We start from the raw sequence: 15093 nt of genomic DNA, 5'->3' as shown, positions 1-15093 counted from the left end.
TTACTCGTAAATATATTGTTATCGTTTGAATGATGTATTGCTCATCTTCTGCTTTATGTCATCCAACGACTGTACGACAGGCTTCGATGGTAAGGGGGATGCTATGGTTATATTGCCTGCCTTGATTCGTGTATAATCAAGGATGGATATATCCAGCCCATTGCGCCTGGCAAATTTTATCATATGCCCCGTGCCACGGCTCTTTCCGTCCCAAAATGCAATTAGCGCGTCGGAACACTTTGCCATCTCTGCATTCCTTACCATACCTGCAGCCTTGCCAAGTAACCGCCATTTGGCGGGATGCAGTTCAAAGGGAAGCCTGAACTCATTCGCAAATCTTTCCCCAAGAGAATCTGCGCCACGGGCATGGCCGGAAACGATGATGACCCTGTGTGTCTTCATCTTTTCCTGTAAGATGGAAAGGCAGTGCTCCCTCAACAGAGCATAGTCATTGAAGGAGCGGCTGCCAGCTATGATTACCCTATAGTCCGTCATAGAATTATCGTCAGTCATTTAGTTTTTCCTCATCAATCTCCAGGTAGAGTGAAACCTTACTGTATCTGTTATCTTTGGGATTTGTGAAGTCGCTTATACCGCCAAGAGAAATGCCTTTCATCCTGTCTGTCGGTACGCCTCGTTTCTTCAGTTCTTTGGCGATGAACCTTGTTCGTTCCTTGCTTAGTGAAGAATTGCCGTTTTCTGAGCCAGTTGCACTGTCAGCAGCTCCGGCGATGTGTACCTTCAGGTTATGCTCAATAGCAACTTTTGCAAGTTCATCGAGATTGATAAGCTGGGATTCATCCGTTAATTCCGCTTTGCCTAATTGGAAGAAGAAGTAGATAGGGATGTTCAGAATATTAGGCTGTGTTTCCAAAGCCTGGGGTATGGAAAAGGAGTTCATGCTTTTCAAGCGTGAACGAAGTGATAGCAATCCTCTGTAGTTGTTTTTCCCATTGCCACGGTCATCAAACAAGTAACCATATTTATCCAAAAGGCCCTCTATTTCCAGTATCTTCTTCAGCTCATCAAGCGTCTTTTGGTCGATGTTATGTTGATTGCGGAGCATCTGATTGTCTTGTTCCAGTTGTCTGCTGTATGAAATAAGATAGTCATTCTGATTAATGTATGGCACAGCGTCGATGGCATGTTTCCATTTTGGGTTTCCTAAGTTCACACCGATACCCAACGAAAGGGAGAGCATGTTGTCTCCCAACTTGCCCCGGTCACCGTTCCCATCGAAATCACGGAACGTGGAAAATCCTCCAAGTTCTCCAGATAGGAAGAACCTTTGGCTGACATGGTAACGTGAATGGATTCCATAGGTTAGCGCAAACTGCAAGTTTCGCAGCTTGCTGCCATCTGGTGACATCACGTTAGAACCGTGAGCCAGGCCAGCTCCGATGTATGGGGCAAAATCCCATTTTGGCATACTCTCTGAGGGACGACGGAACAGGTTGGCGATATTATACATAAGATCCGCATGTGCCAGCTGATAACTCATTTTTGCCAAGTCGCTGTTCTTGTACTTCAATCCCTGAAAGGCCACCCTTGCCCCAACATTTGGTGTGAACCACTTGCCAAGGTAGGCATTGAATGAAGGTGTAGTCCTGTCGAAGAAGTCACCACATCCCAGTGGTTTGCCGATGAATGCAGATGCGCCACCTTGGATTCCGAAGAACCAGTGCTGGCTAATCTTGCCGACTTGGACATAGTCGGTTGTCAGCGTCGGTGCCAGACGTTGTAAAAACGGGTTGTCAACTGAAACCTGGTGAAGTGTGTCAACAGGCCATCCTTTTGCGCTTGCAGTCATTGAGAGTGCAAGCATTGAGATCATCATTACTTTTTTCATTGTTTACTTGTTTTGTTATTACTAATGTTACTGATATTATTCATATTACTTGTATTACCGATATTATCGCCCTCGTTTGATTTTTCTTCCCGATGGTTTCATCATGGCTGCCGACTGAGCAATACATTTCATCCACCATCTTTCGTCATCATCGTCCTTGTCGCGTCCCCAGCCAGTCAGATTTCCACCACCTCCGCCACCATGAGACACGGCATAATCCGTAGCGGCTTTGACATATCGCAAGGCAAGTAGCAGGGCACAGTTGATGACATCCTTCGAGTTTTCTGTCAACTCAACGAAACCGGACTCCTGAAGGATTTCCTTTTGCTTTTCACTGAGTGTAGGCTTCAGAGGCTCTATTGTTTCCATCAGCATCTTTTGGTAGGTGATGTTCATATTTGCTTTAAGGTATGCAGCCTCCTTATCTATGTCGTCGCCCCAGCTCTCTTCAGCGCGTCGATGTTCTGACTGTAAGGCCGTCAGTCGCTGCTTAGTCAAGGCAATCTCGTTGTTTGTCTCGTCAACAGTGCGTTGTCTTTCTGCGATTTTCTGGTTGATGTCCATCAGTTCCTTTCTCAGCTCTTGCATCTTCTTGGCGAGTTGTTCGTTGTCTTGTCCTTCCTGCCCGAATTGACGTGCGATTAGTTCTATTTCCTCATTGACTTTTTCTTTTCGAGCCTGTAAGTTTGCAATCATTGTTGAGAGACTTTTCACCTTGATTTCCATGCGGTGTATTTGTCTTTCAAGTCCTTCTTTCGTATACTCCAATGACTGAACCTCCCTGACCAGATCACGTTTGTATTCCTCTGTTGAACGATGTTTTGCACCAGTTTCAGCCATATTGCTGCCACGTTCCAAGCCCCAATGCTTGTTCACTTCTTCATATAGGGCATCGTGCCGTTCTCTTAGTGATGCGCTTTCCTCTGCAGGGTTCTTGCCAAATACGCTAGTCCAGGAGATTTTATTTTTCTCTTCATCTACAGGGATGACTGTACAATGACAATGTGGGTTAGTTTCGTCCAGATGTACATAGAAGCTGACTATGTTATCTTCACCAAAACGCTTTGCGACAAAGTTATATACCTCAACAGCCCATTTTTCAATGTCATTACTTCTTGTCAGGTGCGAGTTGTCTGCTCCTTTTGTGAAATCAACCTCCTGGTTTCCGAAGGCTATCTCCAACATGCGGTCTCGGCTTCCTCCGAAAATCATCTGAGCAAGAATACGTTGTTTCCTCCTTACATCCTTTCTGGCGTTTGGATTTTTGATACCACGAGCCGACAAGTTTTCATCCATTTTTTGTTGGATGGATTTTGAAGTGTCAATAGGCTGCACCTTGCCGCCTTTTGTCACTTCAAAGTTCAAGTGAGCCCTTGAAGGGTCATAGTTTGCCAAGCTGTCCTTGGCTTTCTTGTCCCAAAGATTATTCGTCCATTTACGCTGCTGTTCGTTGCTCTCAGCATTGCTGATGCCGTCTGTATTCGAGCGCATGTCCATCACCTGCTTTCTTTCTCCCATATGACTGATTTTTTATAATAATCTGCCTGAGCTTGCTCCCCGTAGGAACTCCTTTGGAGAGGCAGCCTAATGTGTTAACGGAAGTTAACTCTAATTAGGCTTAGAGTTTTAACTCATCCCTTCCCTCTATTCGATTTTCGCTTCCCTCTTGTCGGTTTGAGCAAGCTCGTCGAAGAGGGCTGCGAATGTTGCGATGCAAGCATCGGTTCTGTAGTGGGGTGGGTGGTGGTAAAATCCGTATGGCTGCCAGCTATCGTGCTTTCGTCTGTAAGAGACAGCGCAAAAGCATTGACATGTTTTTTCTTGATGATGACAGACATGGCTTCAAGCCCTTCAATAAATTTCTGAACTGTCGGTCTGCTCCAGTGCCATGTCTTGGCCAGTTCGGTATATCTGACTAAATATTCTTGATATGCCGAAGAAGGTTTGCCGCAATCTTCCACATCCGAATCCAGGATGTGTTCCACTAACCAGACAAAGGCATCATAACGTGAAAACTTATGATTCTCCTGAGTCTTCAGGAAAGAAACCAGTCCGCTGTCAAGTTTCAAGGACAGGTTGGTTCTATTTGTATTCTCTTTCATTGGATGAATCGTATTTGAGTTTTACACATGAATGTCATTACAAATTTTATTTGAAATAAGCATCAATGAATTTCTTATCTACATCCGCTTCATTGGCATGATCGTCATAAAACTTCTCCATACCATCAGAAGGATAGAAGTATGAGAATTCCAGAATGAAAGCCAGCGTTATGGCCAAAGATAATAGATGGGGGATAAAGGGAATGATAAGACAAACCAACGTTATGCACCACCGTAGATAATGCTTTCTACGTATTGTCAAAAGTGTCTTTATGCAGTTCTTGGTGAACGACAGGAATATGATTATGGCGATTGTCGGAATTATTCCCCAATCTTTTGGATATACGGCATAGTGTATTGTAATATAAAAGACGAGGAGTACGACAAGAATGTTTGCCGGTACTCTCTTTGATTCCGGATCGGTTATCATATGCAGACAGATTCTGACCACGAGAGGACTGTACCTGTTATAGATAAGAACAGGAAGTAATACCAGTAATACGGGAAATATGAAGAATACTACTTTTGCTGTCATTGTATAATGATAATATGAGTAATATGAATAATATCACCTAACCGTTCTCCAGATAGATGTCGTAGGCTGTTTTGACAAGTTTCAGCTTCAGGGCTTGGAAAGATGCCCTGCGAACTATAACTTCGATGTCAAACAGTGTCGGCTCACACTTGTCAATCCGCTGTGCAAAATCCATGTCTCTTCGAGCAATCTTTTTGATAATCCTGTCGATGTCGTTTTCATAGATATTCCATATACTGCGATTGATGTGGTTCTTTGGTCGGTTTGTCACCATGATATTGAGAACGAGGCAGGTTGACTTTACAAGTTTGTCACCTTGCTGAGTCATATACTGCCTCCTCACTCGTGGTATAACGGCACGGTATTTCGTGCTGTTGGAGTTGATGATGTCGGCTATCTTATATAACAGTTCGGCTCTCATTACAGGGTGCAAAACAAAGCCAGTAATTCAGAAACCTCCATTGCCTGGATAAAGTCGAAACTTACGGCATGGGATTTCAGGTCGGATTCGAGTTCGCTTTCCATCGTATCAAGCGAATCGTACAATGTCACGTTCAGGCCATCTACAAATTCACGCTCATCTGATACTATGTTGAATTTAAACATGGAGTTTGAGGCTTTGGAACTGGCAAAGAAACAACAGTGATGGATCCTTGGATTATCCTTGCTTGTGCCGTGATACAACAGCTTCAGTTCCATCCCATCGTCTATTTCATCCATTACAATGCTGATAGGTAGTCGTTCTTCCAGCGAGAAGAACAGAATGCCGGAATCATCTGTGATGTCCGTTTCGTCTGGGCCATTACTCCTAATCAATTTGGGAAGCATTAGCGGTACCAATGCCATGAACTTGGATATTTCTTCTTTAATCATAGTAGTATAAATTATAAAGTGAGTACATACATTTTCAGTAATTGCTGAGGAAGCAAGTAGTTCAATGCTCGTTGGTCAATGTCAAATGTCTTTGCAAATTTTGTTGACTTTGGCAGTTGTGATATGACGTAGTTGAACTGGCTGCGTTCTTGTGGGGTAAGTGTAGCGATTGAAAACTGGTCAATGCTAATGAAAGGCTGAATGATCATCCATAGATAGGCGTTCTCTTGCGCCTTACTTTTCATCTGTTGGTGGTTAATGTCCGAGATGCATGCCGTAGAGTTCTGTAGCAATCTTCGTACTGTCCTCATCGACATATATACCATAGCATCACGGGCTTTAATCTTACCTTCTTTTGCGGCAATGAATATATTCCGGCAAATGCTTTCCGTTTCCTGTGTAATATCGGCCAGAGGTTCCTTGTCCATATCGTATAAGTGGGCTAGGAATGATCGAAACATAATGTCCTCTTTGCCGATAAAGTCAAGCATATCACTTTTTGTGTTGATTCCTTTCAGCTTTGTGTCTTTAAGCAGTTTCCTGTAATTGCTAAGAATGCTTGCCTTGTCACTCTCTAACAGCGGAATACTATCCAGTTTCAGGAAAAAGGGTTGTGCCTCGTTGACTGCTCCTTGAAGTTCCTTGTCATCATGGAACACTGATGTCTGTTCTTTAATCTTCAACACATCCTCATAGGAATAACGCCATGTTTCTGTAAGGCGTAGAAACTCAAATCGAATTGAGTCATGGATTGCTGTGAATCTTTCTGCACAATTATTATCTTTCAGAAAGACAGAATCCCGCATAAGATAATGAAAGACAGTGTCGGAGGTTGACCTCCACTTGTTAGCTTCTTTGCAGAAAATAGCCGTGTTGGATGTCTTCATGTCCTTCAAACTACCTAAATAAGTCTGATAGACCTTTAATGCATCCTCAGAAGACTGAAAGTCAAGGGTGTCATCATCTGAACATGACATACAAGTTGGCAAAACAATCCACACGATAAATAATGGCAGAAGAGTGTGATGAAGCATGCTCTTTGCCTCAATTTCATGTGAAAAGATGCAATGTGTTATTTGCAACTTCAATGTTTGTATTCTTTTCTTCATAAAATCTCTTTATTTCTTTTGGGGTGCAAAATTACAACATTTTCCTCAAAATCTTGTTTTGTATGCTCATTATTTTAATTGTTGGTATCATTTTTCTGAGAAGTAGAACCAAATAGAACCAAATTGCATCTCAATTTAGTCAAAAGTGCGTTAAATTCACTAAATAAAGGATTTAATAAAAATAATTATATTACCTTTGCGGCGTTCATTTAATGAATATCGGAGCAATATGAAGTATATAGGCTATGTAAATACTGCTTATTATATTGAGCAATTAGAAGCGTTTGTTATATCTATGAAACAAATGCCTTGCGCTTTCATTTACTATGACGAGAAAGGCAATGGGCAACGTCAGAATTGGAAATTGTTCATTAGCAGATTGAATAGCAATGACACGGCGGTTCTGGTTTTGTTTGATAATGCTTTTTGCAATTTCAACGAAATGATGTTTTTTCTGAAGCTGTGCGCCAGTAAGAATATCAGAATAATATCCCTGAAAGATTCATTAGACACCTCTGATGTATTTTTTCCGAAGGTGAGTACCCAGAACACGCTTAATGTCATTGCGAGCATGACAGTTACAAAAGGGCAGGCTGCTTTTGATGATTTCCAGGCCGAACTGTTGTCTGATAAGTTCCATGAGAAGAAACTGAAAAAGTACAGGATGGTCATCAATATGTATAATGCCGGTTATAGTATAAAGGAAATCATGTCTCGCACGGGGTATCATGGGAAAAGTAATATCTACAGGATTCTTCACATGTTCAACGTGGAGCTAGAGTACCCAACGATGGTACGTTCTAAGCAGCCAGACGTAGGTGCTATTATGCGAAATCTTTAATCGTTTATTATATGACAAAGTTGCGGCTCAGTAAGAAGGGTTTTTATCTCTTCAACATTTCACTCTTGATAGTAGGGTTAATCATTACAGGAGTTGGGGCAGCCAATCTCCTGTCAGGGCAAGTGCTTTCACCACATGCCATGTTCAAGCTATGGGTGGTCATAATCACTTTTTTCTTTGTAGCCATCCTTGCTTTAATCTGGCTGCTACTTGATATGATTTCATTTATTGTCAATCACTATAAAAGCAAAAAGTCATGATTGTTTATATAGCAGAAAAGCCAGATATTGCCACGGCGATGGCCGCTTATTTATGGAGTGATTACAGCTCGTACAAGCATAAACACTGTTACCAGAAGGGGGATGTTATTGTGACGTGGGCCTACGGGCATATCATGATGACAGCCATGCCTGAAGCATATGGTAAGGAATATGCTGATTTTAGTACATATCCCGTCATCCCATCTACATGGAAAAAACGTCCTTCACCATCTACCAAAGAGCAGTTTGAGTATATTCGCAGTGTTTTAGGTAAAGCGGATGTTGTGGTCAATGGCGGTGACCCGGACAGGGAAGGCCAGCTTCTTATTGACGAGATTTTGGAGTATGTCAGATATAAGGGAGAGGTGCGTCGTATTCTTATCAATGCAAAGGACACCGACAGCTTGAAGCGGGCATTCGACCATATAGAACCTAATGAGAAATACAGGCCGCTCTATCATGCAGGACTGGCAAGGGAACGTGCCGACTGGCTGGTTGGTATCAACTTGTCAAGGGCTTATACTGTTAGTGCCAGGAAACATGGAGCTGCAGGAGTGTGGCGAGTAGGCAGGGTCAAGATACCGACACTTGCCCTTGTTGTCGAAAGAGAAAAGGAAATTCAAAATTTCCATTCTGTGGAGTACTATGAACTGACGGGAAAGTATTCAAAGAACGGCATCCCATTCTCGGCAATCTTGAAACCTTCGGATGAAGCACCTCTCGATAGCGAGGGGTACATTATCCAACGTAACTATGTAGAGAAGATTCAGAATGAAGTCAAGAACCAACCGGCTCGTGTCACTTCCAGTGAACGGAAGAGCCAGACAGAGAGTGCTCCATTGCCTTATTCGCTTGACACGCTTCAGGTGGAAGCCAATAAACGCTATGGCATGTCGCCATCGGATGTGCTTGCCAAGGTGCAGTCTTTGTATGAGAAGAAATTCGTGAGCTATCCTCGTTCCGACTGCAACTATATCCCTACCAGTCAGCATGGCGACGCTGGGCGCATACTGAAAGCCCTTGCTGAATATGGTCTTGAAGCTGTATCAAATGCAGACGCAAGTATTCAGAGCCGCTGTTTTAATGATGGTAAGGTGAGCGCACACCATGCCATCATTCCGACAGGCGTTATCCCGAAGGGGCTTGATGAACGGGAGCGAAAAGTCTATGACATGATAGCCGTGAGATACTTGATTCAGTTCTATCCACCATGCAGGTATGACGTAGTGAAATATGAACTGACAGCCAAAGGATATGTCTTTGCCGGCAGCGGAAAGACGATTGTTTCTCCAGGATGGAGAGGCATATCCATGTCAGATGACAAAGACGATGAGGTAAAGGAAGTGCCAACGTTGGCTACAGGTGATATAATCCCTATACCTATATATATTATTGACACAAAGAAGACAACCCCGCCAAAGCGTTTCACGGAAGGGTCGTTGCTGGCAGCCATGACCAACATCTGGCGTTTCGTCAGTCCAGATAATCCAAACAAGGAGAAACTGAAGGAATGTAAGGGTATTGGTACCCCTGCCACTCGCGACAGTATCATTGCAGATTTGCTCGCTACAAAGTCTGGTAAGTCTGATATTCTTCCCTGTATTCAGAAAAAGGGTAAGGAACTTGTTCCAACTGCGTTTGGCACAGCCATGATAGATGGCATTCATGAGTCGTTGACCAAGCCAGACTTGACTGCTGTTATGGAATATAATCTATCTGCTATTGCGGAGGGAAAGATGGGGTTGGGCGTTTTTCTTGAAGAAACCCAGAAGATGGTTCTGGAGAATATCGCCTTTGCTGAAGGCTCGTCTCATTATGTGGCTTCAGCAGCCGTTGTTGGTAAGGATGATCAGGAAGTTCCTCATGAGGAATGTCCTGTTTGCCGTCGTAAGACGTTGGCACGGAAGTATTCTCCCAAGACTAAGAAGTATTTCTGGGTCTGTGAGGAGAAGTCTTGCGTGCATCCGACAACTGGAAAGACTGTCTTTTACGCTGATAACAGAAAGAAGCCAGTGGTAAAACTTTGTCCTCAATGTGGTGTGCCATTATGCCAGGTCTATAGCAAGAAGACGAAACAGCAGTATTGGATGTGTCCAAAATGCAACGAATTCAAGAAGATGAAATAAGAATAATAAATATGGAAGATATAAAGAGAAATATTAGACGGATTGATCGTGAGTTCATTAAAACCGTAAAAACCGAAATGGTTAATTGCAATATACTAGAAGTCGAAACCGGAACAAATGGATACCATGGTGGAGACACAGGACATGGTGGAAGGGCCTTAGTGCGATTATCTGACGCAGCAAGTACAGATATGCGTTGCCTTATTTCGGGAGAAATAGCAGGTTATAGTCAGACTTACGAAATATATTTTTCTCATGTGGACTCTGTTGAGATTGTTGTCGGTGGTGATGCTGAAATAGAAACTCTTATTGATTCTTTGGAATTTATTGTCAAAAACCTTAAGGAACAACTAAATAACAAAGGTGAATGGCCGAAGAATATACAGTAATGTGAGCAATAGAAGTAATGCCAGTAATATGAGTAATACAAGGAATACAAACTGATTTTGTCATTTTTCATACGACTACAATTTAAGTTAAACAGGAGCAGGGGTCGCTTGGTAGCGATTCCTGTTTTTTAGTTGCCAATGCTGTAGCGAAAAATAGCGAGATACACATGCTGTAGCGAACCGTAAGATGTTGATACCCAATTGAAATGTACTGTTTTCAAGTGTCTCGCTACATCGCTACAAGAAAATAAGGCATATTTTATATGATAGTGTTTTTTTGTTATATGATGGGGTGGGAAATGATGTTGTCATTGGTACTGCCGTGACACATCCTGACTGACAAAGCAACATCTGTTGTGGTGACATTTGAATGTTGTCGGATTAGAGGCTCCGTGGTATATGTACGGAAAAGGAGAAGGTGTGTCTGAATAGACTTGCCTTCTCCCGTACATACATCACAGAGCCTCCCGATGACTGTCACATGGCATTGTTCAGTCATGAGAATGAGGAACGTGCTAATACCATTGGTTCATCAATTTCCGAACCTACGCGGTTTGCGTTTGATGGATGACAGCTTTTGAGCGTTCATTTCTTCCGGCGATAATGCGACGGGAGATTTGCGACCAGACTCCAGCCATCCAACAAGCTCGTCTTTGAAAAGAATATAGTTCTTTCCTCGTTTGGTGGCTGGAATATTGTTGCGCTCGATATGGTAATACATCGTGGATTTCTTCATCTTCAGGAAGTCACATGCCTCGTCAATGGTCATGGGCGTGTGTTCTGCTGATGATGAAGACTTCTTGCACACTTCATCTTTGATGATGTCAAGTACTCTTTCTAGTCTCTCCACTTTGGAAAGAACCTGGGAAACGACCTCTGGGAGGTCATTGAATGTCAATGTTTCTTGCATGATCTCAAACTATTTGTAATTTGAGTGCAAAGGAACAGACTGATTCAACACTGTATTTCGTCATTCCAAGTTAAGTTTGGAATAAGTCATAATAAGCGAGATTATACCTCGAATTGGTGGAACTGATAATCGTGCTTATCTGGAACATCAATCTTAATGATACAATCTCCTTGCTGTCGGAGGTTTCTGCGAATGGAAGAAATGTCAGAGTCTCTAAACTCGTTTGGGAAAGACTGCTTGATGAAAAGTGCACGTTTTTCACCTGTCCATTTCAGTCGCTCTCCGACATTCCAGGCAAGATGCCGTAGGTCCAACGTGGAAAGCTTCCCGTTCGTCAGGGATGGGGATAGGGGAGTTTCTTGGGAATACTGCCATAGATTCACGTTTTGGAAAAGGGTTTCAATATCCTCGTCCTTCATATAGGGTGGTAGAATACGATAAAGATAATCGTGAATGCTATTCATAATTTGTTGATGTAAAGCTATCTGCTCTTGTAGATGTCTGTCGCGTATGTGCTGCATCCTTTCATTAGTCGTTGGTGTTATCAAAGAGGTGAAGTTATCTTCGTGTGGCTCTGAGCAAGACTGCTCATCAAGGGGTAACGACGGAAGGAGTTTTACCTCCTGCCTTCCGCAACATCGAGCTGATGGTATGGATAGTTGTCCCAACTGAAAGCTAACGATGATGATTTTAGCGATTCCAATCAGGAATAAAATGGTTAATAATATAGGAATGTACTTTCTTGTGGTCTCCTCTAAGTTGCATTCATAATTGATGATTTGTTGGAGCCACAGGCTTATATCAATCCATTCAAAGGAGTTGGCAATATAAAGACAGATTGACAATCCTCCCCAAAATATTATAATATTCTCCTTAATTTTGTTAGTCATACTTACTCTGATTTAATTGAGTTTTCGGACTGTAAAGTTAAGGAGAATTTTTGAATTACTGAAAGATAATCTCTTTATAATATGATATTTTGGGCATTTTTAATATATTTCTTGTCTTATCTCATTTATGCTGACAGGATTTGTTATAATAATTGTTTGTTTGCTCAATATATAGAGCGTTATTTGGCTTTCTTCTCTTTGCCAAGTACCTTAGATGAGATTCTTGTTGCCGTTTCTCGTCTTTTGGGGTCGGCATGACAAGCATATATCTGTGTCGTTGTCACACTCTTATGTGCCAACAGCTGCATGACAGTATAGAGATCTGTTCCAAGTTCAACTTGCAATGAGGCGAATGTGTGCCGGAAAGAGTGGAATGTGATGCGTTTCTTGATACCCGCTTTTCTTAGCCAGGCTTTTAGGGGCTTTTGTGCCATGATAATCTCGAACCCCTCAAATACCTTGCCGTTGATACTTTTTCTGTTCTGAGAAATCAGCTTGTATGCTTCCTCGCTGATAGGGATGATATTTCGCGCCTTTGTCTTTTGAGCGTAAAATTCCACATATTTACCACCATCTGAATAAGATTTGATGCTCCCCCAGGTTAGGTTTATAATATCACTTCGACGCATTCCTGTTAGACAAGCAAAAATAGAGGCTCTTTTAAGGACATCTATTTCGCATGGAGTTTTGTAGAGCTTTTGAAGCTCGGCCAGTGTCAGGCTTTCCTTATTAACAGGGACTGTTGGAATTTTTTCGAGGAAGTCGTTCGGATTGGTACGAATCATTTTGTCCCTGTATGCAATATTGATAAATCCCCTGAAGGTTGACCAATATCCAGCAACAGAGTTAATGAACATAGGTTTTCCGTTTCTTAGATTCTTGGCGGTTAGAAGGTATTTACGGAAGTTGTTGCAAAGGTCGATGTCCACCTCTTCGCATCGACATTTGCCACCGACAAAATACTTGAAGTGTTCATAAACAAACTTCCATTTGGGATCTTTCCCCTGAAGTACTCTGTTGAAATAATCAAGGAAATCACCATGCATCTTAGATTTGTCAAAGAAGTCGTACCTTTCGTTGACAACGCTCTCAAACCTACGGCATCGAATGGCTTCAGCCTTTTCAGTCATGATCTCGTTGAACTCCTTTTCTCGTTTGTTCTGAGGGTCTGCATAGATGTAGATTCCTAACGATTCGTGGCGAGTGGTTTTCATCGTAACGATGTCCCGATAGCCTGGATAGTAATCCAGATAGAATGACAGCATCCCATTTTTTATGGGGCGTGTCCTAAGTGTTACTGTCTTACAATACTGCATAGTCTTTATAATTTAATTTGGTTGCAAATGTCTTTACTTATTTGATACTGATAGCTTTCATTCCTTTATAATTCATGATAAGGGCTGAATAAGTCTGAATAATTGGAAATCCTTATGTGAATTGTCGCTCGTGGATCATTTTTATTATATCCTCTTTGAGGAACAAGGCGAACTTTCCTTCATGGACTTTTCTTACATTGTTGTATCTTAGCATCCCGTAAACTTTGCCCCTGTCCATGTTGAACTTCTCACATATCTGTTCTACAGTATAGTATTGGTCGCTGTATTTAGCTAAGGTATTGTTTACGTCTTCAATGGCAGACCTGAGATAATAGGCTATACCATGTTCTTTCTTGGATGGAATCTTATGCCTTGATACGAATGACCTTCTTGCACAAGTTGTAATACCAAGCATTTCTTCTACATCTGTGCCAGATAGCCATTCTGCACTTTCGTTCTTTTGCAGTTCTTCGCTTGCCTCATTTTTGGCAAACAGAGCTTCAACGGCTTTCAGTTCATAGAAGTTGACATGCTTCACCGTTATCTTTGGAATGTTGGCCTCTCTTGTTCGCCCATGAACGTGATGAACCGTGACCTTGAAGCGTTTGGCAATCTCCTGTGCCGTGATATAGTCCTTTGGAACTTCAAACTTCTCCGGGTCTCTGTTGAATAGCTGCTCAATAGCAGCTTCGTTATAGTAGTTCAAATGCTTTATAACAAACTTTGGCGTTTTTGCTTCACGAGTCTTAGCCTGGACGTGTTTGGGCGTGACTCCATATTTTTCTGCTATTTGAGCAACAGAAATATAACCTTCTGGAATAGCATTGAGTTTCGGCAGTTTTGCTCTCCGCTCTTTTTCTTTCTCCAGAGAATTTGTTTCCATGCGCTCTTTGATAATGCGGTCAAACTCCTTTCTGTTGATGACAGTAAAACGTCCCTGTTTATGATTGTCTATTTCATAGTTATGGACGTAGTAAGAGATCTGGTCTTTTGAGAAATGGTACTTCTCCATGACTTCTGCGTATGTGTAATAGTTCGGATCGATGGATTCACGCTCACCTTTCAGCGTATCAATATGTGCCCTGGAGTAATAGACAGTTCTTCCTTGTGTAATACGTGGTATCTTGTTTCTGGTCACAAATGATAATACAGCTGCATGGCTCATCTTGTATTTCTCCTCCAGTTGCGGAATAGTATAATAGTCACGTAAGTCAATATCCGCAATAAGTTGAGCAAAATGGACATCAACCAGAGCACGGTCAAAGAAACAGTTACGACCTTGGTAAACTTTGGGGATGTTGTATTTCTCAACTCTGGTCATAATAGCCTTCTTTGAGCATTTGAACTTCTCCATGATTTGCCTGAAAGTGTAGTATTCTCGCTTCTCCTGCTTCTTCTCCGAATGGGACTGATAAGTTGGAGGATTGTCAAACAATCTCTCGATGTCCTTCCTGCGAACAATAGTCTTTCCTCGCAATTGTACTGCTTTTATGGTGCCATTAAGCATATAGCGATAGAATGTAGCGCGGCTTAGACCAAGAAGTAATGCACCTTCGGTTGGGGTGAGGAATTCCTTGCCCCCAAGAATATCTACCTTGGGAGTCTTCTGTTTTTCTTCCTCCATGTACTCGGCAATCTGCTTTTGCCGGATTGCTCTTTTGTAGTCCTTATTATTGCACGAAGGTGAGCAATAGATGGTGGTCATCTTATGCGCAATAAAGGATCTTCCACAGTACTTACAGCGTTTCTGAATCTCCATAATTGTTGCACTCGTTTGTTAATTTTCGCCTGCTAAAGTGTCTCACATTGTCTCATCACGTCTCATGGTGTCTCACATTGTACCCTCAATGTCATTTTTGCCTTTTCTCATAGCGTCTCACGCTTGTTCCTACG

14 protein-coding genes are annotated in these 15093 nt (G+C 42.2%); 3 read left to right on the top strand and 11 right to left on the bottom strand.

Going from position 1 to position 15093, the window contains the following annotated elements:
* Positions 1-18 precede the first annotated feature (18 nt).
* The 7 genes from CIK94_RS06425 to CIK94_RS06390 form a co-directional block, all read right to left on the bottom strand.
* A complete protein-coding gene (locus CIK94_RS06425) occupies positions 19-513 on the bottom strand; it encodes an SLOG family protein (protein ID WP_216821931.1) in 495 nt (164 codons plus the stop codon).
* Complete coding sequence (locus CIK94_RS06420; RefSeq protein ID WP_094422012.1) at positions 506-1849, bottom strand: OmpA family protein; 1344 nt, start codon at positions 1847-1849, stop codon at positions 506-508. The genes CIK94_RS06425 and CIK94_RS06420 overlap by 8 nt, the downstream gene beginning before the upstream one ends.
* A 63-nt stretch (positions 1850-1912) precedes the next feature.
* Positions 1913-3367, bottom strand: a complete 1455-nt coding sequence (gene mobV / locus CIK94_RS06415; protein WP_094422010.1) for a MobV family relaxase — start codon at positions 3365-3367, stop codon at positions 1913-1915.
* Positions 3368-3480: 113 nt separating this feature from the next.
* Entirely contained in the window at positions 3481-3951 is a 471-nt protein-coding gene (locus tag CIK94_RS06410; RefSeq protein ID WP_094422007.1) for a hypothetical protein, read from the bottom strand.
* A gap of 572 nt (positions 3952-4523) precedes the next feature.
* Positions 4524-4907, bottom strand: coding sequence for a hypothetical protein (locus CIK94_RS06400; protein WP_094422003.1), 384 nt, complete (start codon positions 4905-4907; stop codon positions 4524-4526).
* Positions 4907-5359, bottom strand: a complete 453-nt coding sequence (locus CIK94_RS06395; RefSeq protein WP_094422000.1) for a hypothetical protein — start codon at positions 5357-5359, stop codon at positions 4907-4909. Before CIK94_RS06395 ends, CIK94_RS06400 begins: the two co-directional genes overlap by 1 nt.
* An 11-nt stretch (positions 5360-5370) precedes the next feature.
* Positions 5371-6468, bottom strand: a complete 1098-nt coding sequence (locus CIK94_RS06390) for a hypothetical protein (protein WP_094421998.1) — start codon at positions 6466-6468, stop codon at positions 5371-5373.
* Between the two features lie 229 nt (positions 6469-6697).
* Here CIK94_RS06390 and CIK94_RS06385 point away from each other — a divergent pair, with 229 nt between their 5' ends.
* The 3 genes from CIK94_RS06385 to CIK94_RS06370 all read left to right on the top strand — a co-directional run bounded on the left by CIK94_RS06385 (position 6698) and on the right by CIK94_RS06370 (position 10084).
* Positions 6698-7309 carry a recombinase family protein gene (locus tag CIK94_RS06385; protein ID WP_094421996.1) on the top strand — a complete coding sequence of 204 codons (612 nt, stop codon included), beginning with the start codon at positions 6698-6700 and terminating at the stop codon, positions 7307-7309.
* Between the two features lie 256 nt (positions 7310-7565).
* Complete coding sequence (locus CIK94_RS06375; RefSeq protein ID WP_094421993.1) at positions 7566-9695, top strand: DNA topoisomerase 3; 2130 nt, start codon at positions 7566-7568, stop codon at positions 9693-9695.
* A gap of 11 nt (positions 9696-9706) precedes the next feature.
* The gene (locus CIK94_RS06370; protein ID WP_144008323.1) at positions 9707-10084 is read left to right on the top strand and encodes a hypothetical protein; all 378 of its coding nucleotides are present in this window, start codon (positions 9707-9709) and stop codon (positions 10082-10084) included.
* Positions 10085-10616: 532 nt separating this feature from the next.
* Here CIK94_RS06370 and CIK94_RS06365 read toward each other — a convergent pair.
* From CIK94_RS06365 to CIK94_RS06350, 4 genes are all read right to left on the bottom strand, one after another.
* Positions 10617-10934, bottom strand: a complete 318-nt coding sequence (locus tag CIK94_RS06365; RefSeq protein WP_254046152.1) for a helix-turn-helix domain-containing protein — start codon at positions 10932-10934, stop codon at positions 10617-10619.
* A gap of 161 nt (positions 10935-11095) precedes the next feature.
* Positions 11096-11884 carry a hypothetical protein gene (locus tag CIK94_RS06360; RefSeq protein ID WP_094421987.1) on the bottom strand — a complete coding sequence of 263 codons (789 nt, stop codon included), beginning with the start codon at positions 11882-11884 and terminating at the stop codon, positions 11096-11098.
* Between the two features lie 179 nt (positions 11885-12063).
* Entirely contained in the window at positions 12064-13200 is a 1137-nt protein-coding gene (locus tag CIK94_RS06355) for a site-specific integrase (RefSeq protein WP_094421985.1), read from the bottom strand.
* Between the two features lie 112 nt (positions 13201-13312).
* Complete coding sequence (locus CIK94_RS06350) at positions 13313-14959, bottom strand: helix-turn-helix domain-containing protein (protein ID WP_094421983.1); 1647 nt, start codon at positions 14957-14959, stop codon at positions 13313-13315.
* Between the last annotated feature and the right edge of the window lie 134 nt (positions 14960-15093).

It is taken from the genome of Prevotella sp. P4-51 (assembly GCF_002251455.1).
Taxonomy (GTDB): Bacteria; Bacteroidota; Bacteroidia; order Bacteroidales; family Bacteroidaceae; genus Prevotella.
Note: the sequence above shows the minus strand (reverse complement) of the source record. Positions and strands in the feature narration are given on the sequence as shown.

Excerpts from the sequence above, each read along its gene's own strand:
- CIK94_RS06410 (WP_094422007.1), bottom strand. The coding sequence starts at position 3,951 with ATGAAAGAGAATACAAATAGAACCAACCTGTCCTTGAAACTTGACAGC.
- CIK94_RS06420 (WP_094422012.1), bottom strand. The coding sequence starts at position 1,849 with ATGAAAAAAGTAATGATGATCTCAATGCTTGCACTCTCAATGACTGCA.
- CIK94_RS06350 (WP_094421983.1), bottom strand. The coding sequence starts at position 14,959 with ATGGAGATTCAGAAACGCTGTAAGTACTGTGGAAGATCCTTTATTGCG.
- CIK94_RS06355 (WP_094421985.1), bottom strand. The coding sequence starts at position 13,200 with ATGCAGTATTGTAAGACAGTAACACTTAGGACACGCCCCATAAAAAAT.
- CIK94_RS06375 (WP_094421993.1), top strand. The coding sequence starts at position 7,566 with ATGATTGTTTATATAGCAGAAAAGCCAGATATTGCCACGGCGATGGCC.
- CIK94_RS06385 (WP_094421996.1), top strand. The coding sequence starts at position 6,698 with ATGAAGTATATAGGCTATGTAAATACTGCTTATTATATTGAGCAATTA.
- CIK94_RS06425 (WP_216821931.1), bottom strand. The coding sequence starts at position 513 with ATGACTGACGATAATTCTATGACGGACTATAGGGTAATCATAGCTGGC.
- CIK94_RS06370 (WP_144008323.1), top strand. The coding sequence starts at position 9,707 with ATGGAAGATATAAAGAGAAATATTAGACGGATTGATCGTGAGTTCATT.
- CIK94_RS06395 (WP_094422000.1), bottom strand. The coding sequence starts at position 5,359 with ATGATTAAAGAAGAAATATCCAAGTTCATGGCATTGGTACCGCTAATG.
- CIK94_RS06390 (WP_094421998.1), bottom strand. The coding sequence starts at position 6,468 with ATGAAGAAAAGAATACAAACATTGAAGTTGCAAATAACACATTGCATC.
- CIK94_RS06400 (WP_094422003.1), bottom strand. The coding sequence starts at position 4,907 with ATGAGAGCCGAACTGTTATATAAGATAGCCGACATCATCAACTCCAAC.
- CIK94_RS06360 (WP_094421987.1), bottom strand. The coding sequence starts at position 11,884 with ATGACTAACAAAATTAAGGAGAATATTATAATATTTTGGGGAGGATTG.
- mobV (WP_094422010.1), bottom strand. The coding sequence starts at position 3,367 with ATGGGAGAAAGAAAGCAGGTGATGGACATGCGCTCGAATACAGACGGC.